General features: G+C 69.9%; 22 protein-coding genes. 14 read left to right on the top strand and 8 right to left on the bottom strand.

Going from position 1 to position 25,176, the window contains the following annotated elements:
* Positions 1 to 64: 64 nt before the first annotated feature.
* The gene (locus NCG93_RS11315; RefSeq protein WP_194414152.1) at positions 65 to 2,014 is read left to right on the top strand and encodes a BglG family transcription antiterminator; all 1,950 of its coding nucleotides are present in this window, start codon (positions 65 to 67) and stop codon (positions 2,012 to 2,014) included.
* A 138-nt stretch (positions 2,015 to 2,152) separates the two neighbouring features.
* On the opposite strand, the gene NCG93_RS11310 is transcribed toward NCG93_RS11315, so the two are convergent.
* On the bottom strand, positions 2,153 to 2,899 hold the full coding sequence (locus NCG93_RS11310; protein WP_194414151.1) for a hypothetical protein: 747 nt from the start codon (positions 2,897 to 2,899) through the stop codon (positions 2,153 to 2,155).
* Between the two features lie 463 nt (positions 2,900 to 3,362).
* Positions 3,363 to 3,947 (bottom strand): GNAT family N-acetyltransferase, encoded by a 585-nt coding sequence (locus NCG93_RS11305; RefSeq protein WP_194414150.1) that lies wholly within the window; start codon positions 3,945 to 3,947, stop codon positions 3,363 to 3,365.
* 149 nt (positions 3,948 to 4,096) lie between these two features.
* On the opposite strand from NCG93_RS11305, the gene NCG93_RS11300 reads away from it, so the two are divergent.
* From NCG93_RS11300 to NCG93_RS11280, 5 genes are all read left to right on the top strand, one after another.
* Complete coding sequence (locus NCG93_RS11300) at positions 4,097 to 5,680, top strand: ABC transporter substrate-binding protein (RefSeq protein WP_206687611.1); 1,584 nt, start codon at positions 4,097 to 4,099, stop codon at positions 5,678 to 5,680.
* 97 nt (positions 5,681 to 5,777) lie between these two features.
* On the top strand, positions 5,778 to 6,737 hold the full coding sequence (locus NCG93_RS11295) for an ABC transporter permease (protein ID WP_194414149.1): 960 nt from the start codon (positions 5,778 to 5,780) through the stop codon (positions 6,735 to 6,737).
* Positions 6,734 to 7,606 (top strand): ABC transporter permease, encoded by an 873-nt coding sequence (locus NCG93_RS11290; protein ID WP_194414148.1) that lies wholly within the window; start codon positions 6,734 to 6,736, stop codon positions 7,604 to 7,606. The genes NCG93_RS11295 and NCG93_RS11290 overlap by 4 nt, the downstream gene beginning before the upstream one ends.
* Positions 7,603 to 8,496 (top strand): ABC transporter ATP-binding protein, encoded by an 894-nt coding sequence (locus NCG93_RS11285; RefSeq protein ID WP_194414147.1) that lies wholly within the window; start codon positions 7,603 to 7,605, stop codon positions 8,494 to 8,496. Before NCG93_RS11290 ends, NCG93_RS11285 begins: the two co-directional genes overlap by 4 nt.
* Complete coding sequence (locus NCG93_RS11280; protein WP_194414146.1) at positions 8,493 to 9,401, top strand: ATP-binding cassette domain-containing protein; 909 nt, start codon at positions 8,493 to 8,495, stop codon at positions 9,399 to 9,401. The genes NCG93_RS11285 and NCG93_RS11280 overlap by 4 nt, the downstream gene beginning before the upstream one ends.
* Positions 9,402 to 9,798: 397 nt before the next feature.
* On the opposite strand, the gene NCG93_RS11275 is transcribed toward NCG93_RS11280, so the two are convergent.
* Positions 9,799 to 11,733 (bottom strand): phospho-sugar mutase, encoded by a 1,935-nt coding sequence (locus NCG93_RS11275; RefSeq protein WP_372495985.1) that lies wholly within the window; start codon positions 11,731 to 11,733, stop codon positions 9,799 to 9,801.
* Positions 11,734 to 11,819: 86 nt separating this feature from the next.
* Positions 11,820 to 12,653: a purine-nucleoside phosphorylase gene (locus NCG93_RS11270; RefSeq protein ID WP_194414145.1), complete on the bottom strand. Its 834-nt coding sequence runs from the start codon at positions 12,651 to 12,653 to the stop codon at positions 11,820 to 11,822.
* A 106-nt stretch (positions 12,654 to 12,759) separates the two neighbouring features.
* Here NCG93_RS11270 and NCG93_RS11265 point away from each other — a divergent pair, with 106 nt between their 5' ends.
* Positions 12,760 to 14,217: an NAD(P)H-quinone dehydrogenase gene (locus NCG93_RS11265; protein ID WP_194414144.1), complete on the top strand. Its 1,458-nt coding sequence runs from the start codon at positions 12,760 to 12,762 to the stop codon at positions 14,215 to 14,217.
* 66 nt (positions 14,218 to 14,283) lie between these two features.
* Here NCG93_RS11265 and NCG93_RS11260 read toward each other — a convergent pair whose 3' ends face one another.
* From NCG93_RS11260 to NCG93_RS11250, 3 genes are all read right to left on the bottom strand, one after another.
* Positions 14,284 to 14,580, bottom strand: coding sequence for a hypothetical protein (locus NCG93_RS11260; protein ID WP_194414143.1), 297 nt, complete (start codon positions 14,578 to 14,580; stop codon positions 14,284 to 14,286).
* 41 nt (positions 14,581 to 14,621) lie between these two features.
* Positions 14,622 to 16,388: an acetyl/propionyl/methylcrotonyl-CoA carboxylase subunit alpha gene (locus NCG93_RS11255; RefSeq protein WP_194414142.1), complete on the bottom strand. Its 1,767-nt coding sequence runs from the start codon at positions 16,386 to 16,388 to the stop codon at positions 14,622 to 14,624.
* 112 nt (positions 16,389 to 16,500) lie between these two features.
* A complete protein-coding gene (locus tag NCG93_RS11250) occupies positions 16,501 to 17,190 on the bottom strand; it encodes a Maf family protein (RefSeq protein ID WP_194414141.1) in 690 nt (229 codons plus the stop codon).
* 37 nt (positions 17,191 to 17,227) lie between these two features.
* Here NCG93_RS11250 and NCG93_RS11245 point away from each other — a divergent pair, with 37 nt between their 5' ends.
* The 7 genes from NCG93_RS11245 to NCG93_RS11215 are packed head-to-tail and all read left to right on the top strand — an operon-like array spanning position 17,228 to position 24,035.
* Positions 17,228 to 18,601 carry a class I SAM-dependent RNA methyltransferase gene (locus NCG93_RS11245; RefSeq protein ID WP_194414140.1) on the top strand — a complete coding sequence of 458 codons (1,374 nt, stop codon included), beginning with the start codon at positions 17,228 to 17,230 and terminating at the stop codon, positions 18,599 to 18,601.
* A gap of 46 nt (positions 18,602 to 18,647) precedes the next feature.
* Complete coding sequence (locus tag NCG93_RS11240; RefSeq protein WP_206687610.1) at positions 18,648 to 19,340, top strand: glycosyltransferase family 29 protein; 693 nt, start codon at positions 18,648 to 18,650, stop codon at positions 19,338 to 19,340.
* 22 nt (positions 19,341 to 19,362) lie between these two features.
* Entirely contained in the window at positions 19,363 to 19,764 is a 402-nt protein-coding gene (locus NCG93_RS11235; RefSeq protein ID WP_194414139.1) for a hypothetical protein, read from the top strand.
* Positions 19,761 to 20,744 carry a UDP-N-acetylglucosamine 4,6-dehydratase (inverting) gene (pseB, locus tag NCG93_RS11230; RefSeq protein WP_194414138.1) on the top strand — a complete coding sequence of 328 codons (984 nt, stop codon included), beginning with the start codon at positions 19,761 to 19,763 and terminating at the stop codon, positions 20,742 to 20,744. The genes NCG93_RS11235 and pseB overlap by 4 nt, the downstream gene beginning before the upstream one ends.
* Positions 20,741 to 21,880, top strand: a complete 1,140-nt coding sequence (locus NCG93_RS11225) for an aminotransferase class V-fold PLP-dependent enzyme (protein ID WP_194414137.1) — start codon at positions 20,741 to 20,743, stop codon at positions 21,878 to 21,880. Before pseB ends, NCG93_RS11225 begins: the two co-directional genes overlap by 4 nt.
* The gene (locus NCG93_RS11220) at positions 21,877 to 22,608 is read left to right on the top strand and encodes a cytidylyltransferase domain-containing protein (RefSeq protein ID WP_308212157.1); all 732 of its coding nucleotides are present in this window, start codon (positions 21,877 to 21,879) and stop codon (positions 22,606 to 22,608) included. The genes NCG93_RS11225 and NCG93_RS11220 overlap by 4 nt, the downstream gene beginning before the upstream one ends.
* Positions 22,605 to 24,035 (top strand): GNAT family N-acetyltransferase, encoded by a 1,431-nt coding sequence (locus tag NCG93_RS11215; protein WP_194414135.1) that lies wholly within the window; start codon positions 22,605 to 22,607, stop codon positions 24,033 to 24,035. The genes NCG93_RS11220 and NCG93_RS11215 overlap by 4 nt, the downstream gene beginning before the upstream one ends.
* Positions 24,036 to 24,062: 27 nt before the next feature.
* Here NCG93_RS11215 and pseI read toward each other — a convergent pair whose 3' ends face one another.
* A complete protein-coding gene (gene pseI / locus NCG93_RS11210) occupies positions 24,063 to 25,118 on the bottom strand; it encodes a pseudaminic acid synthase (protein ID WP_194414134.1) in 1,056 nt (351 codons plus the stop codon).
* Positions 25,119 to 25,176 lie beyond the last annotated feature (58 nt).

The raw sequence follows: 25,176 nt of genomic DNA, 5'->3' as shown, positions 1-25,176 counted from the left end.
GCGAGACGAAACGCAATGAGGCTACGGAGGACCTCGGGCGACAGCGCCGTGGTTGACTGGCCTGGTGACCCGGGCCCGGCAAGATCGCGTGCTCGCACTGCTCCTGCGCGACGGCGACTGGCTGACGGCATCCGCTCTCGCCGACGCCCTCGGCGTGACTCCTCGCAGCATCCGGTCGTATGTGACCGCGGCGAACGCACGCGCGGCTCCCGGCACCGCCGTCGAGTCGGGCCCGCAGGGGTACCGGGCCGGTTCCGAGGCCGCTGCGGTCCTGCGCGCCGGCGGGGACGCGGGCACGCCGCGCGACCGCCTTCACACCCTGGTGCGCGCGCTGCTGGACGCCCCCGACGGCATCGACGTCTTCGAGACGGCCGACGCCCTCCACGTGTCGCCGGCCACGCTCGAGGGCGACCTGTCGCGGGTGCGCGGCCTCCTCGGCGGCACGGAGCTCACGCTCGAACGCTCGGCCGCCCACGCACGGCTGCGCGGCACCGAGGGCGCGCAGCGACGCCTGCTGAGCAAGCTCGCGCACGACGAGATGGATGCCGGATCCTTCGACCTCGCGGCCCTCCGGCGGACCCTCGGCGAGGGGTCGGTCGGGGCTCAGGCGTTCGGTCCGTTCAAGACCGAGCTCGTGGCGCGCGTCGGCGAGCTCGGATGGTTCGTCAACGAGATCGGCATCGCCGACGTCGTGATGCACATCGCGATCGCCGCCGACCGCACCGCCCGGGACCGCCCGCTCGACGCCGTCGGCGCCGAGCAGGCGAACGGGCGCGACCGTCCCACGCAGACCCAGGTGGCGGCGATCATCGCCGACCTGTCGGAGCGGCACCTCGGGGTGCGCCTCGGCAGCGCGGACCTCCAGCATCTCGCGACTCTCGTGCTCACCCGCGTCGTCGCACCCGACGGGATCGAGGGCGCGGCATCCGTCAGCACACCGTCAACCCTCGATCCCGAGGTGCAGGCCGCCGTACGCGATGTCGTCGTCGCCGCCGCCGAGGAGTTCCTCGTCGACATCGCCCACGACGACTTCGTGGCGCGCCTGGCGCTGCACGTGCAGAACCTGCTGCATCGGGCGCGGGAGCAGGCGTGGTCGCGCAACCCGCTGACGCGCTCGCTCAAGTCGACGTATCCGATGATCTTCGAGGTGGCGGTGTTCATCGCCAGCCGCCTGCAGCAGCGCCTCGGCATTCCGCTGCCCGATGACGAGATCGCCTACATCGCCATGCACGTCGGCGGACGCCTCGAGCGCAGCCGGCGTGCCGACCAGCTGCTCACCGCGACCATCGTGTGTCCCGGCTACTACGACCTGCACGAGCTGCTGCGCTCCAGCGTCGACCGCTCGCTGGGGCAGGCGGTCGAGGTCGTCGGCGTCGAGACGCGCGTCGACCCCGACTGGGCGTCGATCGACACCGACCTCGTGCTCACGACGATCGACCCGCCCCTGACGAGCGAGCGCATCGTGCGCATCCAGCCGTTCCTCACCGACGCGGACGTCGAGCGGGTGCAGTCCGCGGCGGGCCGGATCCGTCGCTCGCGACGGCTCGCGCGGCTGCGTGCCGAGCTCGAGCGCTACTTCGAGCCGTCGGCCTTCCTCCGGGGGCTCGACGTCGCCGCGACCGAGGGCGAGGAAGGCGTGATCCGCACCCTCGGGGCGCTGCTCCGCGAGCGCGGCGTCATCGATGCGCAGTACGTCGAGCGCACCATCGAGCGCGAACGCCTGTCATCCACCGCGTTCACGGACGCCCTCGCCGTGCCCCACGCGCTCGAGATGACGGCATCCCGCACCGCCATCGCCATCGGCATCGCCGACCCGTCGATCGCATGGGGCGACGGACGGGTGCAGGTCGTCGCACTCGTCGCGTTCTCGGAGACGGATCGCGAGGCGTTCCAGACCGTCTTCGAGCAGTTCGTCGAGGTGTTCAGCGAGCGAGACAGCGTGCAGCGCATCGTGCGTCGCGGCACCGACTTCAACGCCTTCCTCGACGAGCTCGTCGCCGTCATCGACGGCTGAGCCGCGGCATCTGCCCTCAGCCTCGGTTTGGGGCGCATTTCCTCCGTTGGGGCGGAGAATCTGCGCCCCGGCGGGGAGAACACGCCCCGAACCCGGCGAGAGGGAAGGCGTCGATCCCGCGCGTGGGTGGCGGCGGTCTCAGCACAGGGGGCGGATGCCGAACGCCTCGAGTCGTGCGCCCAACTGGGCGGCCGTGCGCAGGTGCGGCCAGCCCCAGCGGGCGAAGCGGCGCTGGGTCGTCCCGCGGATCCAGTCCTCGCGCTGCTTCTCTTCGTCGAGTGCTTGCGACGACGTGCGACCGTCGAGGAGTCGGCCGTCCACGTACTTGATCGCACCGTCGAACTCGCCGAGCGCGGTGATTTCCTCAAGACCGAAATCGACGAAGTAGGTGGTGTTCCGCGGTCCCGCCACCGGCACCTGCAGCTGAATCGCTCGGAACCCCAAGTCTCGCAGGCGGATTCGACTGATGCTCTCGCCCGGAAGCTGCGCGCGCCCATCGGCGAAATCGAGCACACGCCGTGCGCGCGTCTGCCCATGCGGGGCTCGTCGCACGATCTCCAACACCCTCTGCCGGAAGTCCTCGGCGCCGTCGAAGTCGTACCGACCCGGCCCGGTCACGAAATGCTCGCGCAGGGCTGCGTCGGTGATGGTCACGCCCTGCTCGAAGGTGGTGGTGCGCGCGACATCGGCTACCGTGCGGACGAGCGAGGTGACGCGCATACCCTCCAGCTCGATGACGTGGTCGTCGGGGAGTTCTCCGCGATGACGTATGACCCCTGCGGCGGCACCAGGGCGCCCGCTGGCTGCGATCACATGGACGCGCTCCCGGTCATCCGCGCGATACAGGGGCAGGCCGTGCACAGCGGCCGCCGTTTCGTGCGACACGACGGGAGGGATCGTTGAGACCGCCGTCAGTGCTTGGGCCCGTGCGACGGCCCGTGCTTCGGGTTTGGCTGCGTTCCACGCGTCGCCTCGCACGAACACCCCGGGCCGAACCTTGACCACTGATCCCGTACGGAGCGCTGTCGCCAGGCGGCGCGGGCCCACACCGAGGAGGACGAGATCGTCGTGACGCAGCAGGCGCATCGGTGGCATGCGTCGAGCCTGCTCGCCGTCCTCGCGCGGTACGTGCGCCCGGGCGCCGATCGTGGAGAATCCGCGGTCAAGCCGCGAACGGCCGCCGTCGGGGAGGAGCGGGTGTTGCGGTGCAGCATCCGTCCCACCCATGGTCTTGGGGCGCAAAACCTCCGTTGGGGCGCAGAATCTGCGCCCCAACGGAGCGAACGCGCCCCAAACCTCACAAGGCCGGTAGACGAGGAGGCGAAGGGACGGATGCCGGTCGCCCGGGTCAGCCGCGCGCGAGGCGCTCGGTGAGGCCGAGGCGCACCGCGGGCCATTCGTGGGGGAGGATCGAGAAGACCACGGTGTCGCGGAGGGTGCCGTCCGGGCCGAGCCGGTGGTTGCGCAGCACGCCGTCCTGCCGGGCGCCGAGCCGGGCGATCGCGGCACGCGACTGGCGGTTGTGCCAGTGCGTGCGGAACTCGACTGCGATCGCGTCGCACGCCTCGAACGCGTGGCCGAGGAGCAGTAGCTTGGATGCCGTGTTGACGGCGGTGCGCTGCGCTTCGCGTCCGAGCCAGGTGTGGCCGATCTCGACGTGGCGGTTCGGCTGGTCGATGTTGCAGAAGGTCGTGGTGCCCACCACGCGGCCGGTGTCGAGACGGCGCACCGCCCATGGGTTCATGTGACCCGCGTCCCGCCACGCCAGGCGCTGCGCGATGTCGGCGGCGATCCCGTCGGGACGCGGCACCGAGGTGTACCAGGTGTGCTCGAGCCCCACGGCAGCCGCCGCGAGATCGGCCTCGTGCTCGGGCGCGAGCGGTTCCAGGCGCACGTACGCGTTCTCCAGGGCGATGGGCAGGGTGAGCAGCATCCTTCGAGCTTAGGACTCGATGTGCCTGCCCCCGCGTCGACATACTTCGCAATTCTTCGCCCGATCGGCGCCTCTCTCTCGCGGGCCGACCTAGGCTCGAACAGTGCGTCCATTCGGGCGTATGCACAGCGAAGAGGACTCGAAACACGATGAAGACCCACGAGCTCATGAAGACGAGACGGCGAGTGATCGCCCCCATCGCCCTGACCCTGGCGGCCACCATCGGACTGGCGGCCTGCGCACAGGGCGACGCCGCACCTGAGACCACCAGCGCCGAGGCGACCGGACAGTTCACCTACGCGATCGCGAGCGACCCGACCTCGCTCAACCCGATCAACGTCGCGGACCGCTGGGGCCTGACCGTCACGAACCTCGTCTACTCGCCGCTGGCGCGGGTCGAAGGCGACGGCACCGTCGTGAACGAGCTGGCCGAGTCGATCGAGCCGGCCGAGGACGGCCTGTCGGTCACCGTCACCCTCAAGGACGGCCTGCGGTGGTCCGACGGAGAGCCGCTCACGTCTGAGGACGTGGTCTTCACCTACACGAACAAGGCGGTCCGCGAGAACGGCAACGCCGACCTGCTGTACGTCGGCGACCAGCCCATCACGGCCGAGGCGACCGACGAGCTCACCGTCGTCTTCCACCTGCCGAGCGTGAGCGCGGCGGCGCTCAGCAACATCGCCACCGAGACGTACATCATCCCGGAGCACGTGTACGGCGACGTCACCGACTTCTCGGTGTCGGAGCTCGACCCGCTCGCGGTCGGCTCGGGCCCCTACAAGCTGACCGAGTACGAGCGTGGCCAGTACCTCACGTTCGAGGCGAACGAGAACTACTACGGCGACGCGCCCAAGATCCCCAAGGTCACGCTGCGCATCGTCGCGGATGCGGACACCACGAAGACGGCGCTGCAGACCGGTGAGGTGGACGCGTCGTTCGCGACGCCCGCTCAGATCACCGAGCTCGAGGGCGCCGGCCTGAACGTCTACCCGTACGCGGAGGGCCGCGTCGCCTACGTCGGCCTCAACGCCGCCAAGCTCACCGACCCGAAGGTGCGACAGGCGATCTTCTTCGCGCTCGACCGCGACGAGATCAACACCGCGGCGTTCCTGAGCGACGACTACTACGAGAGCGCGTACACGATCCTCCCGCCGAGCAACGCGTTCGCGACCGAGGACGTCGAGAAGTACGAGCAGGACGCGGATGCCTCGGCAGCCCTCCTCGACGAGGCCGGCGTGTCGGACCTCTCGATCACCCTGGCGTACGCCGGTGCCGATCCCGCGCAGACCACCGAGGCCACCCTCATCCAGGAGCAGCTGCAGGATGCCGGCATCACGGTGGAGCTCGCCGGCATCGAGCCCGCAGCGGTCTTCGACGAGATCCAGAAGGGCGCCGACTCGCAGTACGACGCGTTCCTGGGCGGCTACATCATGGGTCAGGACCCGGACGCGTACAGCCAGCTGTACCGCACCGGCGCTTCGGCGAACTACTTCTCGTACTCCAACCCGGCCACGGACGCGCTGTTCGACCAGGGTGCCGTCGAGCTCGACCCCGACGCGCGTGCCTCGATCTACGCCGACCTGCAGGCGCAGATCGCCGAGGACGCCGTCGTGTTCCCGCTCGCCGACAACCTCAAGATCCTCGCGGTCAACCCGCGGATCGGCGGCGTCGACGACGCGAAGACCGTCCCGATCTACACGTTCGAGAACTTCGGGCTGCTCACCGAGCAGTGAGCCACTGATGTCACGGGCACCCCGCCGCGGGTGCCCGTGACATCGGCATGTCCGGCGGGTTGCGACCCGGCATCCGTTTCAGCGGGGAAGGAGAACGATGGGTGTCTACATCCTGCGGCGCCTGCTGCAGGTCGTGCCGATGCTGCTGCTGGTGACGTTCGTCGTCTTCGCGCTGCTGCACTCAGCGCCGTACGACGTGGTCGACACGATCACCACGCCGCAGATGTCGGAGGAGACGCAGGCGGCGATGCGCGCGCGCTACGGTCTCGACCAGCCCCTCGTCGTGCAATACGGCCTCTGGCTCTCCCGCGTCGTGCAGGGTGACCTGGGCTACTCGCTCGTGAGCCGGCACCCGATCGCCGAAGAGCTCGCCGCGCGGATTCCTAACACGATCATGCTGGTGGCGCCGGCCTACATCGCCGCTCTCGTCATCGCCGTCGTGCTGGGACTCATCGCCGGCTCGCGTCGTGGCACGGTCGTCGACAAGGCCATCGACGGACTGGCGGGCATCGGCATCGCGACTCCGTCGTTCTGGTTCGCGCTGCTGGTCATCTACGTGTTCGGCTACCAACTGCGATGGTTCCCGATCATCGGCATGCACTCCGTGGGCAAGCAGGGCGATCCCGTCGACTTCCTGATGCACTTCGTGATGCCGTTCCTCGTGCTCGTGGTCGCGTTCTTCCCCGAGCTGGCCCGCTATGTGCGAGCCGCGACCATCAGCCAACTGTCGCAGGACTACGTGCTCGTGCAGCGCGGGTTCGGGGCGTCGCGGCGCGAGGTGCTCAGCCGCCACGTCGGGCGGAACGTGATGCTGCCGATCATCACGCAGCTCGGTCTCGCGCTGCCCATCCTCGTCACCGGCGCCATCGTCACCGAGTCGATCTTCGGCTGGCCCGGCATCGGTCCCTACTTCCTCACGGCGACCCGCAGTCTCGACTACCCGGTCGTGCTCGCCGTGCTGCTGCTGTCGGCCGTGCTCGTGATCGTCGGCAACCTCATCGCCGACATCCTCTACGTCGTGGTCGACCCGCGCATCCGGATCGGAGCGGGCTCATGACCGCCACCACTCCCAACGTCGCCGCCGCCATCGACGCGAACACGCTCGTTCACCGCACGCGCTCGTTCCGTTCGGTCACATCCCTGCTGGCCATCGCGTTCCTCGTGATCGTGGCCGCGGTCTCGCTGCTGGCGCCGCTGCTGCCCCTGGATCCCACCGCGACCGACCTCGCGATCCGCTGGCAGCCGCCGAGCGCCGCGCACTGGTTCGGCACGGACGAGCTCGGGCGCGACTATTTCTCGCGCGTGGTCTATGGCGGCCGCATCTCGCTGACCGTCGGCATCCTGGCGATGACGGCGGCGACTGTGATCGGCGTCGTCGTCGGCCTCATCGCCGGTTATGCCGGCGGCCGGATCGACGACCTGCTGATGCGGTTCGTCGACTTCCTCTCGTCGATCCCGTGGATGGTGCTCGTCATCGTCGCCAGCGTGTTCCTGAAGCCCGGGCTCTGGACGATCATCTTCGTGATCGGCGCCTTCTCGTGGATGCCCACGGCACGACTCGTGCGCGCCGAGACGCTGAGCCTCCGGGAGCGCGCGTTCGTCCGTTACGCCCGCTACGTCGGCGTGCGGCGCGAGCTCGTGGTGTGGCGCCACGTGATGCCCGACGCCTCGCCGACCATCATCGTCGCGGCGACCGCGAGCATCTCCACCGCGATCCTCACGGAGTCGGCGCTGAGCTTCCTGGGTCTCGGCATCCAGCCCCCGATGGCGTCCTGGGGAAGCCTGCTGGAATCGGCGCAGGGCAGTCTGCAGACGGCGCCCTACCTCGCCCTCATCCCGGGCATCCTGATCCTGCTCACCGTGCTCTCGTTCAACGTGCTCGGCGACGCGCTGCGCCAGACCGTCAGCGAAGGAGGAGCGTCATGACGGTCCCCACGACCCCTCCACCCGCCGCTGGCGCGTCGCGCGGAGCCTCCGGCCGCGTGGGCCCAGCCGCGACCCCGCCGCCCGCTGAGCCCGGCGATGTGCTGCTGAGTGTCGAAGGACTCGACGTCGACCTCGCAGGCCGAACCGGCGGGCGCGTGCGCGTGCTCGAGGACGTGTCGTTCGAGGTGCCGCGCGGCCGCGTCGTCGGCATCGTCGGCGAGTCGGGCTCGGGCAAGACCATGCTGTTGCGCGCGCTCATGGACATCCTCCCCGACGGTGCGACCCGCGACTGGCGGCGCGTGGTCCTCGACGGTCGCAACATCACGTCTGCGGCGTCGCGGGAGCGGCTGCCGGCCGCGATGGTCTTCCAGGACCCGATGACCTCGTTCAACCCGCTCGTCCGCATCGGCGCGCACCTCGTCGAGGTCGCGCAGCGGTTCCAGCGTGTGGGGCGCCGCCAGGCGACGGCGCTCGCGCGCGAGGCACTGGTTGCCGTGCGTATCCCCGACCCCGACCGCGTGCTGTCGCGCTACCCGCACGAGCTCTCGGGGGGCATGCGCCAGCGCGCCATGATCGCGATGGCCCTGCTCGCGCGGCCGGAGCTGCTCCTCGCGGACGAGCCGACGACCGCACTCGATGCCACGATCCAGGCGCAGATCCTGGCGCTGCTGCGGACGCTCCAGGCCGAGCGCTCGCTCACCGTACTCATCGTGACGCACGATCTCGCCGTCGTCGCGGCCGTCTGTGACGACGTGCTCGTGATGAAGGACGGCCGCATCGTCGAGTCGGGCGATGTCGATCGCGTCTTCCGCGAGCCGCGGCATCCGTACACGAAGGAGCTGTTGGATGCCGCGCCCACCGAGCCCTCACCGGAGGAGGCGGACGCATGAGCGAACAGACGATAGACGATCTCGTGCGCGTCGACGCGCTCGTGAAGACCTTTCCCCTGCGCAACGCCTGGGGTCGGACGACCGGGACCGTGCGGGCCGTCGACGGCGTGGATCTGACGATCCGCCGCGGCGAGACGCTCGCGCTGGTGGGGGAGTCGGGGAGCGGCAAGTCCACGCTGGGGCGCAGCATCCTGCAGATGGACGAACCGACGAGCGGCACGGTGACGTACGACGGCGTCGACCTCACGTCGCTCCCGCGCTCCCGCCGGGCGCCCTACCACCGATCGATGCAGGTCATCTTCCAGGATCCGTTCTCGTCCCTGAACCCGCACCGCACAGCGCTGCAGAACGTCATGGAGCCGCTCACGGTGCTCGCGCCCGGCGGCGACTCGCGCGCGCAGGCGATCGAGGCGCTCGCGGCCGTGGGGATCGACGGGGATGCCGTCCACCGACGCCCCCGCGCGTTCTCGGGCGGGCAGCGCCAGCGCATCGTGATCGCGCGGGCCATCGCTGTGCGTCCGGGCTTCGTGGTGTGCGACGAGCCGCTCTCGGCGCTCGACATGTCCATCCAGGCGCAGGTCACCGACCTCCTCCTGCGGCTTCAGCGGGAGCTGGAGCTGACCTACCTGTTCATCTCGCACGACCTGTCGGTCGTGCGGGAGATCGCCACGCGCACCGCCGTGATGAACCGCGGCCGCATCGTCGAGCTCGGACCGACCGCCGAGGTGTTCGCGTCGCCGCAGCACGCCTACACGCGCCACCTGCTCGATGCCGCGCTGTCGATCGACCCCGTGCAGGCCCGCCGTCGACTCGAGCGCATCTCGACGCGGCCCGATCTCGTCGGGCTCGAACCCGAGGGCACCGTGCTCACCGAGGTCTCACCCGGCCACTTCGTGCTCCGCTGAGGCCTTTCGGCGCCGGGTGCGTTTCGTCTCGCTCGTTCCTCGCTCGCTCAACGGCCGGGCGCAAAGTTCCGGTCGTTGAGCGGGGGAGCGCCAGCGACCAGGAAGCGCGTCCCCCCGGTCGTTGAGCGAGGGAGCGCCAGCGACCGAGACGAAACGCCTTGACGCCGCGCAACCTTCGGCGGCGTTTCGTCTCGCTCGTTCCTCGCTCGCTCAACGGCCGGGCGCAAAGTTCCGGTCGTTGAGCGGGGGAGCGCCGGCGACCAGGAAGCGCGTCCCCCCGGTCGTTGAGCGAGGGAGCGCCAGCGACCGAGACGAAACGCCTTGACGCCGCGCAACCTTCGGCGGCGTTTCGTCTCGCTCGTTCCTCGCTCGCTCAACGACCGGGCGCGAAGTGCGGTCAGTCGCCGTACTCGGCGAGCAGCGCGCGGGTGCCGTCCGCGAGCGCGGTGATGCGCGCGGCGGCGTCCTCGCGCGAGTCGCCCCGCACGTCCAGGTACAGCTTGAGCTTCGGCTCCGTGCCGCTCGGGCGCACGACGACGCGCGAGCCGTCGACGAGCCACAGCCGCAGCACGTCGCCCGGCGGCAGGTCGTCGACGCCCTGCTCGAGGTCGTCGATGCGATCCACTGCGACATCTCCGACGGATTCCGGATGCCGCGCCCGCAGCGCCGCCATGATCCCTGTGATCTGCGACACGTCGTCGACGCGGATCGAGATCTGGTCGCTGGCGAAAGCGCCGAATTGCTCCTCGAACTCCGTGAGGAGGTCGGCGAGCGTCGCGCCTCGGCCGCGTGCCTCGGTGACCATGCCGAGGATCGCCACCGCCGCCGAGATGCCGTCCTTGTCACGCACGGTCCCGGGGTTCACGAGGTAGCCGAGGGCCTCCTCGAAACCGAACACGATGCCGGGGGCGCGCGAGATCCACTTGAAGCCGGTCAGCGTCGCGTGGAAGTCGAGGCCGTAGTGCTCCGCGACCGTCTGCAGACCCGGCGATGAGACCAGCGAGCAGGCGAGCGAGGCGCCCTCCGGGGCCGGGCCGTCAGCCGTCGCGAGCTGCGCGGCGCGCCAGCCGAGCAGCAGCCCGACCTCGTTGCCGGTCAGCCGGCGCCAGCCGCCCTCGGCGGTGTCGTCCGGCAAGGCGACGGCGAGCCGGTCGGCGTCCGGATCGTTCGCGATCACGAGTTCGGCGCCCGCTGCGCGGGCGGCCTCGAACGCGAGGTCCATGGCGCCCGGCTCCTCCGGATTCGGGAACGCCACGGTCGGGAATGTGCCGTCCGGCTCGAGCTGCGCCGAAACCGGCACAGGCTCCGGGTAGCCGGCGGCCTGCAGGATGCGCGACAGCGTCTCCCACCCCACGCCGTGCATCGCGGTGTAGACCCAGCTGAGCCCGTCCGCGCCCGCAGGGGCGGGGGCGACGGCCGCGGTGGCCGCGATGTAGTCGTCGACGACGTCCTCGGTCGCCACCTCGAAGGCGAGCGAGCGGGGGAGTGTGCTGATGTCGCCGGCCTCGGCCACCTGCGCGATGTGCGCCGCGATCTCGGCGTCGGCGGGCGCGACGATCTGCGAGCCGTCGTCGTCGCCGCCCAGGTACACCTTGTAGCCGTTGTCGTCGGGCGGGTTATGGCTCGCGGTCACCATGACGCCGGCGGCGGCGCCGAAGTGCCGCACCGCGAAGGCGAGCACGGGGGTAGGCAGCAGCCGGGGGAGCAGGATGGCACGGAGCCCTGCGCCGGCGAAGATCTCCGCCGAGTCGCGGGCGAACACATCGGAGTTGCGTCGCCCGTCGTAGCCGATCACGACGATCGGTGCATCGTCGAGGATGCCGGGGACCTCCGGTCCCTCTGCCTCCAGCGCATCGACCGACGGAGTCTCGGTGAGCTCTGGCGCAGACGGCCCGGCGGGCGCGTCGTCGGCCGCGGCCCCTGGTGCGGCTTCCGCCGTGTTCGACCTGGCCTCTCCGTCCGCCGGGCCGCCTGAAGCGGCGTCATCCGCGTCGGCGTGCGGCCCGGCATCCATCGCCTGCGCACCTTCGTGCTCGGTGGCCGAGGAGACCGCCTCCGCTCCGATCGGCGGGAGCCCGGCCTGCGCGCGCACGTAGGCGGCGAGTCCCGCGGCGGCCTGGGCGACGAGCACGCGGTTCATGCGGTTGCTGCCCGCGCCGAGCGCGCCGCGGAGGCCCGCGGTGCCGAACGCGAGCCGCGTCGAGAAGCGGTCCACGAGCTCCTCCGCCGCTGCCGCGGCGCCGGACTCCGCGCCTTCGATGAGCGCACGCAGCTCGCTGCGCGTCACGCCGTCCGGGTCCTGCGCGAGCCACGAGTGTGCGCGCGCGAGCACTTCGGCTGCCGCATCCGCCCCGGTCGGCACCTTGTCCGGTGCCGGCTCCTGCGTGTCGGGGCTGGCGGCCGGCACCTCCGCGCCGCTCACAGCGCGCCGATCACGCGGGCGAGGAGCGAGGAGATGACCGGCTCGGCCTCGCGGCCGGCGTCGAGCACCTCCTGGTGGCTGAGCGGTGTCTTCTGGATGCCGGCGGCCATGTTGGTGATGAGCGAGAAGCCGAGGATCTCCATGCCGGCCTGGCGCGCGGCGATCGCCTCGAGCGCCGTCGACATGCCGACGATGTGGCCGCCGATCGCCTTGGCCATCTGCACCTCGGCCGGAGTCTCGTACTGTGGCCCGCGGAACTGGCAATACACGCCCTCATCGAGGCTCGGGTCGATGGAGCGTGCGAGGTCCCGGAGCCGCAGCGAGTAGAGATCGGTGAGGTCGATGAACGTCGCGCCCTCGAGCGGCGAGTCGCCGGTGAGATTGATGTGGTCGCTGATCAGCACCGGTCGGCCCGGCGTCCAGGTGTGCTTGATGCCGCCCGCTCCGTTGGTGAGCACCATCGTGCGCGCTCCCGCCGCGGCGGCCGTGCGCACGCTGTGCACCACCCGCCGCACGCCGTAGCCCTCGTAGTAGTGGGTGCGGGCGCCGATCACCAGCACGCGGCGACCCTTGGGCGTGACGACGCTGCGGAGCGTCCCGACGTGGCCGCTCAGCGCCGGCGCGCTGAAGCCCGTCACCTGGGTCGCGGGGAACGTCGCGGTCGTCTCGCCGAGGAGCTCTGCGGCCTTGCCCCAGCCGCTGCCGAGGGTCAGAGCGATGTCGTGACGTTCGACGCGGGTGATGCGGGCGATGTCCTCCGCGGCGGCGGCGGCGACCTCGAAGGGGTCGGCCGTGGGGTCGTCGAGAGGATTGCCGATGGTGTCTGACATGCCACCACTTTAGGAACCGCCGCGGCCCAGGGCCAGCGGGGGCGGTCCGCCGCGCTTTCGGGAGTGTCGCCGGATGTGTCGTGGTCGCGGCATCCGGCAGGGGAGAATGGAATCCATGTCGATCAGCTTCGAGACCACCCAGAGTGTCGCCATCCTCGGCGGCGGACCCGGAGGCTACGACGCGGCGCTCGCCGCCGCCCAGCTCGGAGCAGAGGTGACGGTGGTCGAGCGCGCGGGCATCGGAGGCTCGGCGGTGATCACCGACGTCGTCCCCTCGAAGTCCCTCATCGCGACGGCCGACGCCGCCGTGGCGATCGCGGGCGCCGGCGACCTCGGCGTGCAGCTGTTCGCCAAGGGCAAGGACGGCAAGCCGCTGAAGCCGGAGATCGCGATCAACCTGAGCGCCGTCAACAAGCGTCTCCTCACCCTGGCCCGGCAGCAGTCCGACGACATGCGCGCATCGCTGGTCGAGGCGGGCGTGCGCATCATCTCCGGCCATGGCCGGCTCGAGGGCGACCACGCGGTCGTCGTGTCGACTGGCCCGGGCGGAACCGACTTCGACCGCATCGAGGCCGACACGCTCGTCGTCTCGACCGGCTCGTCGCCGCGCGAGCTCGCGAGCGCCAAGCCCGACGGCGTCCGCATCCTGACCTGGACGCAGCTCTACAACATGAGCGCCCTTCCGGAGCACCTCATCGTCGTGGGCTCGGGCGTGACGGGCGCCGAGTTCGCCGGCGCCTACATGAACCTGGGGGCGAAGGTCACACTCGTCTCCAGCCGTGACCAGGTGCTCCCCGGAGAGGACAAGGATGCCGCCGCCGTGCTGGAGCGCGTCTTCAAGCGCGGCGGCATGAAGGTGCTGTCGAAGTCGCGGGCCGAGAAGGTCGAGAACACCGGCGACGCCGTCATCGTGACGCTGTCGGACGGGCGCACCGTCGAAGGGAGCCACTGCCTCATGGCCGTCGGCTCCATCCCCAACACCGCGGGCATCGGCCTGGAAGAGGCGGGCGTCCAGATGACGGAGGCCGGCAACATCCAGGTCAACCGCGTCGCCCGCACCTCCGTGCCGAACATCTACGCCGCCGGCGACTGCACCACCTTCGTGCCGCTCGCATCGGTCGCCTCGATGCAGGGCCGCACCGCCATCTTCCACGCGCTGGGCGACATCGTCATCCCCCTCGAGCGCCGCCGCATCACCTCGAACATCTTCACCGCGCCCGAGATCGCGACGATCGGCTGGCAGGAGAAGGACATCGAGGACGGCCACATCAACGGCGTCGTGCACAAGCTGCCGCTGGCGGCCAACCCGCGGGCCAAGATGATGGGCATCAAGGACGGCTTCGTCAAGATCATCGCCCGCGAGGGCAGCGGCACCGTCATCGGCGGTGTGATCGTCGCCCCCCGCGCCTCGGAGCTCATCTACCCGATCGCGATCGCCGTCGAGCGCCGCCTCACCGTCGACCAGGTCTCGCGCGTGTTCGCGGTCTACCCGTCGCTGTCGGGCAGCATCACCGACGCGGCCCGGGCGATGCACGTCGTCGACCACAACGTCTACGGCGGCTGACCTCGGGCGGTCCCTGAGACCGTCGAAGAGCGGATGCCGCGGCCCGCGGCATCCGTCCTCGCATCCCTAACCGAGGCCGGTGTGGGCGCCCCACAGCTCTGCCGCCCGGTCGGCCGCGGCGTCGACGAGGGCGCGCAGTTCCGGGCGGTCGGGCATCGCGAAGGAGACGTAGGCGCCGCGTCCCCCGGCGACCGGACGGCCGTAGGCCTTCACCGCCAGGCTGCCGTCGGGCAGCAGCCGCACCGTCAGGGTCTGCAGCTCGAACTCCTCGCCGCGGCGGGTGTCGTGCCAGCGCAGCTCGGGCGGGATCACGACGTTGATCGCGGCGGCCGATACTTCGGGTGACGGCGGGGACGCATCCATCCCGCCATCCTGCCGCGAGGTGCTGCCGGAGGGAACGGGCGTCAGGAGATCGTCAGCAGCTGGTGACCGGCCGACACCGTCGTGCCCGGATTCGCGTTGATCGCGCCGATCACGCCGTCCTTGTGCGCCTGGATCGGCTGCTCCATCTTCATGGCCTCGAGCACGACGACGAGGTCGCCCTTGACGACCTGCTGGCCCTCCTCGACCGCGATCTTGACGATGGTGGCCTGCATCGGCGACTTCACCGCGTCGCCCGATGCACCGGCGACCACGGTCGGGGCGTGCGAGCGCCGCGACGGCGGCACCGCGGCGGGGCGACCGGCGACACCGGGTGCGGCGACCACGCGGTCGGGAAGGCTCACCTCGAGGCGCTTGCCGGCGACCTCGACCACGACGGTGTGGCGTGCCTCGGACGGTGCTGGCGCATCGAGCTCGCCGTCCCACGGCGGGATGTCGTTCACGAACTCGGTCTCGATCCAGCGCGTGTAGACGCCGAACCGGCCGTCCTCCGCCACGAACGCGGGGTCGCGGACGACGGCGCGGTGGAACGGCAGGACGGTGGGAAGCCCCGACACCTCGAACTCGTCGAGGGCGCGACGCGAGCGCTCGAGCGCCTCAGCGCGGTCGCGCCCGGTGACGATGATCTTGGCGAGGAGCGAGTCAAAGGCGCCCGACACGCTGTCGCCGGCGGTGACGCCGGAGTCGAGACGGATGCCGGGGCCGCCGAACGTCTTGAACACGTGGATCGGACCGGGCTGGGGGAGGAAGCCGCGTCCCGGGTCCTCGCCGTTGATGCGGAACTCGATCGAGTGGCCCTCGGGCTTGGGGTCGTCGTACCCGAGCTCTCCGCCTTCGGCGAGACGGAACTGCTCGCGCACGAGGTCGATGCCGGTGACCTCCTCCGACACCGGGTGCTCGACCTGGAGGCGCGTGTTGACCTCGAGGAACGAGATCGTTCCGTCGGCGCCGATCAGGAACTCGCAGGTGCCCGCGCCGACGTAGCCGACCTCCTTGAGGATGGCCTTCGACGCGTCGTACAGGATCCGGTTCTGCTCGTCCGAGAGGAACGGCGCGGGTGCCTCCTCGACCAGCTTCTGGTGGCGGCGCTGCAGCGAGCAGTCGCGCGTCGAGATCACCACGACGTTTCCCGCGGCATCCGCGAGGCACTGCGTCTCGACGTGGCGCGGCTTGTCGAGGTACTTCTCCACGAAGCATTCGCCGCGGCCGAACGCGCTGATCGCCTCGCGCGTGGCCGACTCGAACATCTCGGGCACTTCGTCGATCGTGCGGGCGACCTTGAGGCCTCGCCCGCCGCCGCCGTACGCCGCCTTGATGGCGATGGGAAGACCCACCTGCTCGGCGAACGCCACGACCTCGTCGGCGCCCGCGACCGGGCCGGGGGTGCCCGGTGCGAGGGGTGCTCCGACCTTCTCGGCGACCGCGCGGGCGGTCACCTTGTCGCCGAGGGCCTCGATCGCCTCGGGCGACGGGCCGATCCACACCAGCCCTGCCGCGATCACGGCGCGGGCGAACTCGGCGTTCTCGGCGAGGAACCCGTAGCCCGGGTGAACGGCGTCGGCGCCCGAGCGGCGCGCCACCGAGAGGATCTTGTCGATCGACAGGTACGTCTCGGCGCTGGTCGAGCCCTCGAGCGCGTACGCCTCGTCGGCGAGGCGGGCGTGCAGGGCGTCGCGGTCCTGGTCGGCGTAGACGGCGACGGAGGCCTTCCCCGCATCGCGGGCGGCGCGTATGACGCGAACGGCGATCTCGCCGCGGTTGGCAATGAGAACCTTGGCGATCTGGGGCATGGATGCCAGCCTACCGACGGCATCCCGAGGGCTTTTGACCGGTTCATACAAGAACCGACGAGAAACGTGGGATTCCTACTACAAGGCCCGTCCGCCCCCGGCGATGCCTGCGCTACAGCGTGACGGGCTCGGTCTCCGACGATCCCAGCGACGGGTCCGTGGTGTTCCACAGTGCCGTCCACTCGACGCCCAGCTCGCGGACCAGCAGGCGCAGCGTCGACACCGACATGCCGACGACCGTCGAGGGATCGCCCTCCACGCGCTCGATGAAGGCGCCGCCCAGACTGTCGACCGTGAACGCTCCGGCCACGTGCAGCGGCTCGCCGGTGGCGACGTACGCCTCGATCTCGGCATCCGTCACGTCCTCGACGAAGGAGACGGATGCCGCGGCCGTCGCATGCACCTCCCGCGGAGCTTCGCCGGGCTCGATGCGCACGACGGCGTGCCCCGAGTGCAGCACGCCGGTGCGGCCGCGCATCGTGCGCCACCGCGCGACGGCGTTCTCGGGGGTGTAGGGCTTTCCGAGCACCTCGCCGTCGAGCTCGAACATCGAATCGCCGCCGATGACGATGCCGTCGAAATCGGGGATGTCGTCGCGCAGCCGCGCCGCCACGTCGGCGGCCTTCCGCCGAGCGAGCAGGAGCACGTGCTCGTCGGGCGCCAGGGTGCGGCTCTCCGACGCCTCGACCGTCGCGATGACGGCCTCTTCGTCGACGTCCGGGGCGACCGTCAGAGGCCGGATGCCGAACTGTCCCAGCAGCATGAGCCGGGCGGGCGAAGTCGAGGCGAGGCAGACGCGCATGCCTCCACGGTACGCGGCCGAGCCGTAGGCTCGACGGATGAGCGGAACCGGCGACCTCCTCGACCTCGACATCACGGGCGTCGCCCACGGCGGCGTCTTCGTCGCCCGGCACGAGGGGCGGGTCGTGTTCGTGCCCGACACGATTCCGGGGGAGCGCGTCCGCGTGCGACTGACCGACACGGCCAAGTCGTCGTTCTGGCGGGCCGAGACGCTCGAGGTGCTCGACGCGTCCCCGCACCGGCAGCTGCACGTGTGGCGCCAGGCCGACGTCGACGTGCCGCCCGAGCAGCGTCCTGGCGGGGCCGACTTCGGACACATCTCCCTCGAGCACCAGCGCCGGCTCAAGCTCGAGGTGCTGCTCGACGCGCTGCACCGCTTCGGCGGTGTCTCCGACGCCACCGCGAGTATCGAGTCGGCGCTTCCGATCCTTGCTGAGTCCACCGACGCGCTCGCCGGCGACCCCGTTGCCGAGGAGACCTTCGACGGCACCGCCTGGCGCACGCGCGTCAGCCTGCACGTGGATGCCGACGGCAACGTCGGTCAGTACGCCGCCCGCAGCCACCGCGTGGTGCCGCTCGAGGATCTGCCGCTCGCGACCGCCGAGGTCGAGCGCGCGGCCCTGGAACTCCGCGGCGGCGAGCCCGGGCGCGGCGACCTGGTGCAGCCGGCGGATGGGCGGGTTCGCGTGCTGCCGCGCCCGGAGCGCCGACCGGATGCCGGGGGCCGCCGCGGCAGCGGCCGCCGTGGTCGCCGCGCGCCCGAGGCCGAGACGGTCATCGAGCGCGTCGACGGTCGCGAGTTCCGCGTCGATGCGGGCGGCTTCTGGCAGGTCCACCGTCTCGCCGCCCACTCGCTCACTGCGACGGTCACGGGGGCTCTGCAGAGTCTGCGTGCCGACGGGCCGATCCGTCAGTCCGGTGGGCTCTGGATCGACCCCGACGCCTCCCACCTCGATCTCTACGGCGGGGTCGGCCTGTTCGCTGCGACGCTCGGCAAGCTCGGCGGACCCTCGACGCGGGTGACCAGCGTCGAATCCGACCCCCGCGCCACCGACCACGCGGGCGAGAACCTGGTCGATTGGGTCGGCGCGCGTGCCGAGACCGGGCGCGTCGACCGGTGGCTGGCGCGGCTCGCGGTCGAGGCATCCGCCGGCGAGCGCGAGCGGCTGTCACGGGGAGTCGTCCTCCTCGACCCGCCCCGCTCCGGGGCCGGGCGCGAGGTCGTGGAGCACATCACGGCGCTCGCTCCCGCGACGGTGGTGTATGTGGCGTGCGATCCCGTCGCCCTCGCGCGCGACATCGCGACCTTCCGCGCCGGTGGCTACGACCTCGCCCGAGTCGACGCGCTGGACCTCTTCCCGAACTCGCATCACGTCGAAGCCGTGGCGGTTCTCACCCGCGACGCTCGCTGAACGAATGGCCATGTACGGGTTAACGGCAGATAGGCTTTGCGCGACTATGAAAGCCGAACTCGCGCCAAGACGCGCCTCCCTCGAGGGAGAACCCGATTTCTATGGCGTCTTGCGACCGCTGGCATCGACGTACGCGGCGCGTCGATCAGTGGAGCGCATTGCCGTTGTGGGCAATCAGCCGCTCGAAGCGTCCGCAACGAGAGCAGAGGTCATCGACTCAGCAGACCTTGTTTTTCGAGTGAACGGGTTCAGGCTCGACGAACCTGATGAGGCACCTGCTGTTGGCACGAAGGCCGACGTTGTGGTCTTCAATCGCGGTGTCCGCCCCACGCCTTGGTTCTTCTCCGGATATCGCGAGCGGCTCTACCTCCTCATCGAGCCCGGTCGCATGCAATGGGAGTGGGAGGTCTACCCGCATTTCTGGCCTAGAGACCTGGGTTTCGTAACCGTGCCCAACCGTGATGTGATCATTCCTCTCGGCCGAGAGATCGGACTCGATCCGGAGCATGATGGAGAGTGGGCGACGACTGGAACTACGATGATGTGGATCGCTGCGCATCTGTTCCCGAACGCGGCCCTTGACGTCGCTGGACTCTCGTTCGTCGACGATCCTGAGCAAACCTCATGGGAGCATGCGTATGGTGATGCCTGCCCAGTGGGGCCGGAACACCGCATCGCCAACGAAGGTCGCCTTGCCCGCCGGTGGATCGACAGCGGTCGCATCCGCTTCCATCGTTGAAGTTCTGAGCTAGAGGATGATCATGTTGAATCGGATCCGCGAACGCCTGACGCGCGCCGTCGAGCGGCGGGTGGACCAGCGACTCGATCAGTGCCTCGATCAGCGACTCGATTATCGACTCGAAGCTCTCCGCAACGAGCAGCGCATCGAAGCGGATGCTCTGCGCGACGAGGTCGCACGAGTGCGTGATCGCGTCGCGGCGGATTACGGGCACTTGAGGACCGAGTTCGATCGCGTCGCACCGCAGGTCGCGGCGCTCGAATACCGCTTCGAGTCGCTGCGGCGGCAGTTGAGCATGTCCGAAACTGATTCGGCTGAGGCTCAGACGCATGCCGAACTCGAACACGAACGTGCCCGCCTCCGGCTGGAGTTGATCAGCCACTACGAAGAACGTCTCCGCCGCCTTGAGGAACCGACTCCATGACCTCGGTGCTCGCGGGGAGTTCGATTCTCATCACGGGCGGAACGGGGTCTCTCGGAAAGGCACTGACCCGGGAGCTCCTGACCAACCGCAACGTCGGGCGACTGGTCATCCTCAGCAGGGACGAGCTCAAGCAGTTCGAGATGCGTCAGCAGTTCGGCGACGATCCTCGTTTGCGCTGGTTCCTCGGCGACATCCGCGACGTCGGTCGGCTGCGGCGCGCGATGCACGGAGTCGACTATGTCATCCATGCCGCAGCCTTGAAGCAGGTGGACACTGCGGAGTACAACCCCTTCGAATTCGTCGAGACCAATGTGCGCGGCTCCCAGAACGTGATCGAGGCCGCGATCGATACCGGCGTGGCACGGGTGGTCGCGCTGTCGACGGACAAGGCCTCGAGCCCCATCAACCTGTACGGCGCGACAAAGCTCGCGGCGGATCGGATGTTCATCGCGAGCAACCACTACGCCGCGAACTACCGGACTCGTTTCGCTGTGGTTCGCTATGGCAACGTGTCGGGTTCTCGCGGGAGCATCGTACCGAAGTGGCGGGAACTCGCGAACGCGGGCCAGCCGCTGCCGATCACCGACCGGCGGATGACGCGCTTCTGGATCACCCTCCCTCAGGCGGTCGAGTTCGTGCTCGCCTCGTTCGACGTGATGACCGGCGGCGAGCTCTATGTGCCACGTATCCCCTCGGTGCGCATCACCGACCTTGCCGAGGCCGTCGCCCCAGGAGCCGAGACAGTCGAGATCGGCATCCGCCCCGGCGAGAAGTTGCACGAGGAGATGATCGCGGAGGATGATGCGCGTCGCACGCTCGTGCTGGGGGATCGCTTCGTCGTGCAGCCTCATCTGAGTGGCTGGGGCTATACGACGCCGGCGGACGGCGTCCCGTTCCCCGAGGGCGAGAGCTACCGCTCCGATCGGAACCAGAAATGGCTGAGCGTCGACGACCTGCGGACGATTCTGAGCGCAGCGTGAACAGGAACATCCCCTATGGGCGCCAGTCGATCGACCGGGCCGATGTCGATGCAGTCGTCGCCGCACTGACATCCGACTGGCTCACGACGGGGCCAGCGGTGGTCCAGTTCGAAAATGCGGTGAGCTGTGCAGCCGGAGTGGACATTCCGGCCGTCGCCGTTACGAGCGGGACGGCGGCACTCCACACGGCATATCACGCTGCGGGCGTCCGTCCCGGCACGGAGGTGGTCACTTCGCCGCTGACGTTCGCAGCCACCGCATCCACCGCGGCTCTCCTCGGCGCCACGATCGTGTTCGCGGACGTGGACGCCGTCACAGGCAACCTCGATCCTGACGCCGCCGCGGCAGCGGCATCACATCGCACCGCGGTCGTTGCGGGGGTCGACTATGCCGGTGTGCCGGTGGATGCGACCCGCCTGGCGGTGGTGGCGCACGACGCTGGCGCGCTCTTCTTGGAAGATGCCGCGCACTCGCTCGGCAGTCTCCTGAACGGTGTTCCGGTCGGTGGTCTCGCCGACGTGACCACGTTCTCGTTCTTCCCGACGAAGAACGCGACGACGGCCGAGGGCGGTGCGGTCGTCACTGGAGACGCCGCGCTGTCGGACCGGGCCCGCGCGTTCCGCAACCACGGTCTGGTCCGCGACCGCGCCCGGCAGCGCTGGCCCGATGAAGGGCCGTGGCATCAGGAGATCGCCGATTTCGGCCTGAACTACCGATTGCCCGACGTGCTCGCCGCCCTGGGGTCAAGTCAGCTGTCGCGCCTCGGGTCCTTCAAAGCGCGCCGCAACGCGGTGTTCGAGCGCTATCGCGACGGGCTCTCCGATCTCGCAGGCATCGAGCTGCCCCGCTGCCCACCGAATGCCGACCCGATGTGGCACCTCTACCCGGTGCGCGTCCCAGTCGAGGAACGCCGGCGCATCTTCGAAGAACTCCGCGCTGACGGAATCGGCGTCCAGGTCAACTACATCCCCGTGTATTGGCACCCCGTGTTCCAAGACCTCGGCTACCGTCGAGGCCTCTGCCCGGTGGCCGAAGACTGGTACCGACGGGAGATATCCCTTCCGATGCACGCCTCGCTCACCGTAGACGATGTGGACCACGTGATCGAAGCGGTGAGGAAGGCGATCGGCGCGTGAACGCCCGCGTCGTTGCCGTCATACAGGCGCGAATGGGCTCTACGCGGCTTCCAGGAAAGGTGCTGCGGGAGCTCGATGGACGCCCTGTGCTCGACTGGGTCGTCAGCGCGGCCTTATCGGCGAGGGAGGTCGACGACGTGGTCGTGGCGACCTCGGCACTGACAGCCGACGATCCGATCGCTGCCTGGGGGCGGGAGCGCGGGGTGGGCGTCGTACGGGGCAGCGATTCCGACGTGCTGTCCCGATTCGCGCTCGCGGCGGCCGAAACGCGGGCAGACGCGGTTGTGCGGCTCACCGCGGACTGCCCGCTGCTTGACGCGGTCCTGATCGATCAGGTGATCGCGGTGTGGCGCGGGGATCCGGGTCTCGGATATGTTGCGACGACGTTGAACCGCACGCTTCCCCGCGGCCTGGATGTCGAGCTGGTCTCGCGTGAGGTGCTCGATGAGATGGATCGCACGGCGGTGGGGTATGACCGCATCCATGTAACCAGCCGCGCATACAGCGTCGACTCGGTCGTGCCACGGGCCGGCATCATCGTCGCGCCGGCATCCTCCCACCTGCGGGTGACGCTCGACGTCGAGGAGGACGCAGCCTTGCTGGACGCGCTCGTGCCACTGCTGCCGCGCCCGCCTCGGTGGCGTGATGTGGTGCGGATCCTGGAGGCGCACGCAGAGCTCGTCGCGTTGAACGCCGGCGTCGCGCAGAAGCGGATCGAGGAGGGATGAGCGCGGTCTTGTTCCGCAGCGACGCGACTCTGCGCGGGGGGATCGGTCATTTTGTCCGTACCGTGGCGATTGCGGAAGAGCTCGTCGCGCGGGGGCGTCGCGCAGTCCTATCGGGCGAGATCGAGTCGCCCCTGGCGCTCCAGATGGTGCGCACGGCCGAGATCACGGTGGTGCCGCCGGCGATGAACTCGGGGGAGTTGCTCGAGCAAGCGGCCGAAATCGACGCAGCGATGATCCACATCGATCGCTACGAGGGATTCTCCGACATCCGGGCTCTCGCTCGCGGGCGAGGCACCATCATCTCGACCGCCACCGACGCTCAATACGGTCGGCGCCCGGCGGACGTGATCGTCGACGCCGGGCCCCGCGCCACCCATGAGTTCCACGAGCTGTATGCGGATGCGGATGTGTGTCTCGGACCTGATCATGCGTTGTTGCGACGCGGACTCTCCGCGGCTGCGACGCACGCGGGTCCCGCCAGACGGAGCGGTGTGCATGCCTTGGTGCTGATGGGCGGAACGGATGCTGCGGATTACGGTCCGGCAGTCGCGCGGGCCGCTGCCGGTGTCGCGGGGGTGACACGAGTCGGCCTGGTCGGCGCGCCTGGGCCGGCGCCGGGAGTGATCCCTGTTCCGAGGAGTCCGGACGTGACCGAGCTCCTCGACGGTTGGGACCTCGTCATCACCGCCGCGGGTACGACGGTATGGGAGATGGCGGCGCTCGGAGTGCCGATGGCCCTCATCGGTGTTGCGGAGAACCAGCGAGATCACTACGACACGCTGCTCGCGGCGGGTGCCGCGGTCGGGCTAGGCTTCCTTCCGTCGAAGGACGAGCTCGCCGTCGCCGACCTTGCCGAAGTCATCGCCGACGCAGACGCCCGTCTGGGGATGGCCGAACGAGCCCGCCGCATCGTCGACGGTCGCGGGGCCGCCCGCGTGGTTGATGTCTGGGACGCTGTCGCGGCGGATCGGGTCTCGGCATCGCTGGAGCTCCGCCCCGCAGCGATGCGCGACGCCGGGCGACTCTACGCGTGGCGCAACGATCCGCTCGTTCGGCGGCAGTCGCGCCACATCGAGGCGGTGCGCTGGCCGGAGCATCTGTCCTGGCTGCGGCGCTCACTCGACCGGCCGGAACGCCGACTGTACGTCGCGAATCGGGGCGGTCCTGTCGGCACCGTGCGGCTCGATGCGACCGCACCCGGGGAATGGGAGGTCTCGGCCACCGTCGCACCGCATCAGCGCGGTCGCGGTATCGGAAGCCAAATGATCGATCGCGCTCTGACGACGCTCGCCAGGGATGGCGGACGCACCGTCACTGCCGAGCTCCGCCACGACAACGATTCCTCGCGTGCACTTTTCCGACGGTCCGGATTCATCGCCGTCGACTCGCCTGCAGACGGTTGGGAACGGTGGGTCAAGCGTCTCTGACGGGGAAGACGGATGTCGCTGCGCCGATCAGATGAGGTCCCAGGACAGCGGCGTCCCTCGCCGCACATCTCTTGCGAACGTTCGGCCGGCAACGGTGGCCCAGTCGGAGGGCGCGAGACCCCCTGCCGGACGAATGGAGCGGACGTTGTCGGCGCTCACGACCGCCCCAGCGCGGACGTCCTCGACCACCCATAGCGAGCGGCGCAGCCTGCGGCTCTCAGCTTCGCCCGGCGTGAAGCCCGGCGTCGCGTCGCCAAGAGCTTCCCAGGCATGCCGTGCCTCCTGCGTGAGCAGGGCGAACTCCCCGGGCTCGAGTGAGAACGCAGCGTCGACCCCACCATCTGCTCGCGAGATCGTCAGATGCTTCTCGATCACGCTCGCGCCGTGGGCGACTGCGGCCAGCGCTGCGCCGATTCCGGGGGTGTGATCGGAGAAGCCCACCTCGACATCGAGAGCGGCGCGCAGCGTCGGGATGCTGCGGACGTTGGCCTCGCGCGGGTCGGCAGGATAGGACGACACGCATGAGAGGAGGATGATCTCGGCGGCGCCGCCGTCACGCAGCGTCTGGATCGCCTGCGTCGCCTCGAGCAAGCTGGCCGCGCCGTTCGACAGAATGACGGGTCTGCCGGTCGCTGCGACGGTCCGCAGGAGCGCCGTATCGCCGATCTCGAGCGACGCGATCTTGTACGCCGGGGCGTCGAGCCCTTCCAGCAGCGCGACGGCCGTGGCATCGAACGGGCTCGAGAAGGGAATGACACCGCGTTCCCTCGCCCGTGCGAACATCGCCTCATGCCAGGCCCACGGCGTGTGCGCCTGGGTGTACAGCTCGTAGAGTGTTCGCCCTCCCCAGAGCCCGTGCTCGTCGGAGACGCGGAACGCGCGTGCGTCGACGTCGATCGTGATGGTGTCCGCGGTGTACGTCTGGAACTTGACCGCGTCCGCGCCGGCATCTGCAGCGGCGTCGATGATCGCGAGGGCTCGATCGAGGTCGCCGCCGTGATTTCCCGAGACCTCGGCTATCACGAATGGGGGATGCTCGGTGCCGACGGGTCGCCCGGCGATGATCACAGCGTGGGGGGTCATGGTCGCCTTTCTGCTCATTCAGGCTACAAGGTCGCCGGTCGCGCGCCGCACGTGGCTA

It is taken from the genome of Microbacterium yannicii (genome assembly GCF_024055635.1).
Classification (GTDB): domain Bacteria; phylum Actinomycetota; class Actinomycetes; order Actinomycetales; family Microbacteriaceae; genus Microbacterium; species Microbacterium yannicii.
The sequence above is the reverse complement of the archived record's forward strand: the minus strand, read 5'-3'. Positions and strand labels throughout refer to the sequence as shown.

What these genes read in the sequence shown, in the direction of transcription:
- NCG93_RS11280 (WP_194414146.1), top strand. Translation starts at nt 8,493, where the DNA reads ATGAGCGAACAGACGATAGACGATCTCGTGCGCGTCGACGCGCTCGTG.
- NCG93_RS11285 (WP_194414147.1), top strand. Translation starts at nt 7,603, where the DNA reads ATGACGGTCCCCACGACCCCTCCACCCGCCGCTGGCGCGTCGCGCGGA.
- NCG93_RS11235 (WP_194414139.1), top strand. Translation starts at nt 19,363, where the DNA reads ATGTTGAATCGGATCCGCGAACGCCTGACGCGCGCCGTCGAGCGGCGG.
- NCG93_RS11245 (WP_194414140.1), top strand. Translation starts at nt 17,228, where the DNA reads ATGAGCGGAACCGGCGACCTCCTCGACCTCGACATCACGGGCGTCGCC.
- NCG93_RS11290 (WP_194414148.1), top strand. Translation starts at nt 6,734, where the DNA reads ATGACCGCCACCACTCCCAACGTCGCCGCCGCCATCGACGCGAACACG.
- NCG93_RS11270 (WP_194414145.1), bottom strand. Translation starts at nt 12,653, where the DNA reads ATGTCAGACACCATCGGCAATCCTCTCGACGACCCCACGGCCGACCCC.
- NCG93_RS11250 (WP_194414141.1), bottom strand. Translation starts at nt 17,190, where the DNA reads ATGCGCGTCTGCCTCGCCTCGACTTCGCCCGCCCGGCTCATGCTGCTG.
- NCG93_RS11305 (WP_194414150.1), bottom strand. Translation starts at nt 3,947, where the DNA reads ATGCTGCTCACCCTGCCCATCGCCCTGGAGAACGCGTACGTGCGCCTG.
- pseB (WP_194414138.1), top strand. Translation starts at nt 19,761, where the DNA reads ATGACCTCGGTGCTCGCGGGGAGTTCGATTCTCATCACGGGCGGAACG.
- NCG93_RS11215 (WP_194414135.1), top strand. Translation starts at nt 22,605, where the DNA reads ATGAGCGCGGTCTTGTTCCGCAGCGACGCGACTCTGCGCGGGGGGATC.
- NCG93_RS11295 (WP_194414149.1), top strand. Translation starts at nt 5,778, where the DNA reads ATGGGTGTCTACATCCTGCGGCGCCTGCTGCAGGTCGTGCCGATGCTG.
- pseI (WP_194414134.1), bottom strand. Translation starts at nt 25,118, where the DNA reads ATGACCCCCCACGCTGTGATCATCGCCGGGCGACCCGTCGGCACCGAG.
- NCG93_RS11255 (WP_194414142.1), bottom strand. Translation starts at nt 16,388, where the DNA reads ATGCCCCAGATCGCCAAGGTTCTCATTGCCAACCGCGGCGAGATCGCC.
- NCG93_RS11240 (WP_206687610.1), top strand. Translation starts at nt 18,648, where the DNA reads ATGAAAGCCGAACTCGCGCCAAGACGCGCCTCCCTCGAGGGAGAACCC.
- NCG93_RS11260 (WP_194414143.1), bottom strand. Translation starts at nt 14,580, where the DNA reads ATGGATGCGTCCCCGCCGTCACCCGAAGTATCGGCCGCCGCGATCAAC.
- NCG93_RS11300 (WP_206687611.1), top strand. Translation starts at nt 4,097, where the DNA reads ATGAAGACCCACGAGCTCATGAAGACGAGACGGCGAGTGATCGCCCCC.
- NCG93_RS11265 (WP_194414144.1), top strand. Translation starts at nt 12,760, where the DNA reads ATGGAATCCATGTCGATCAGCTTCGAGACCACCCAGAGTGTCGCCATC.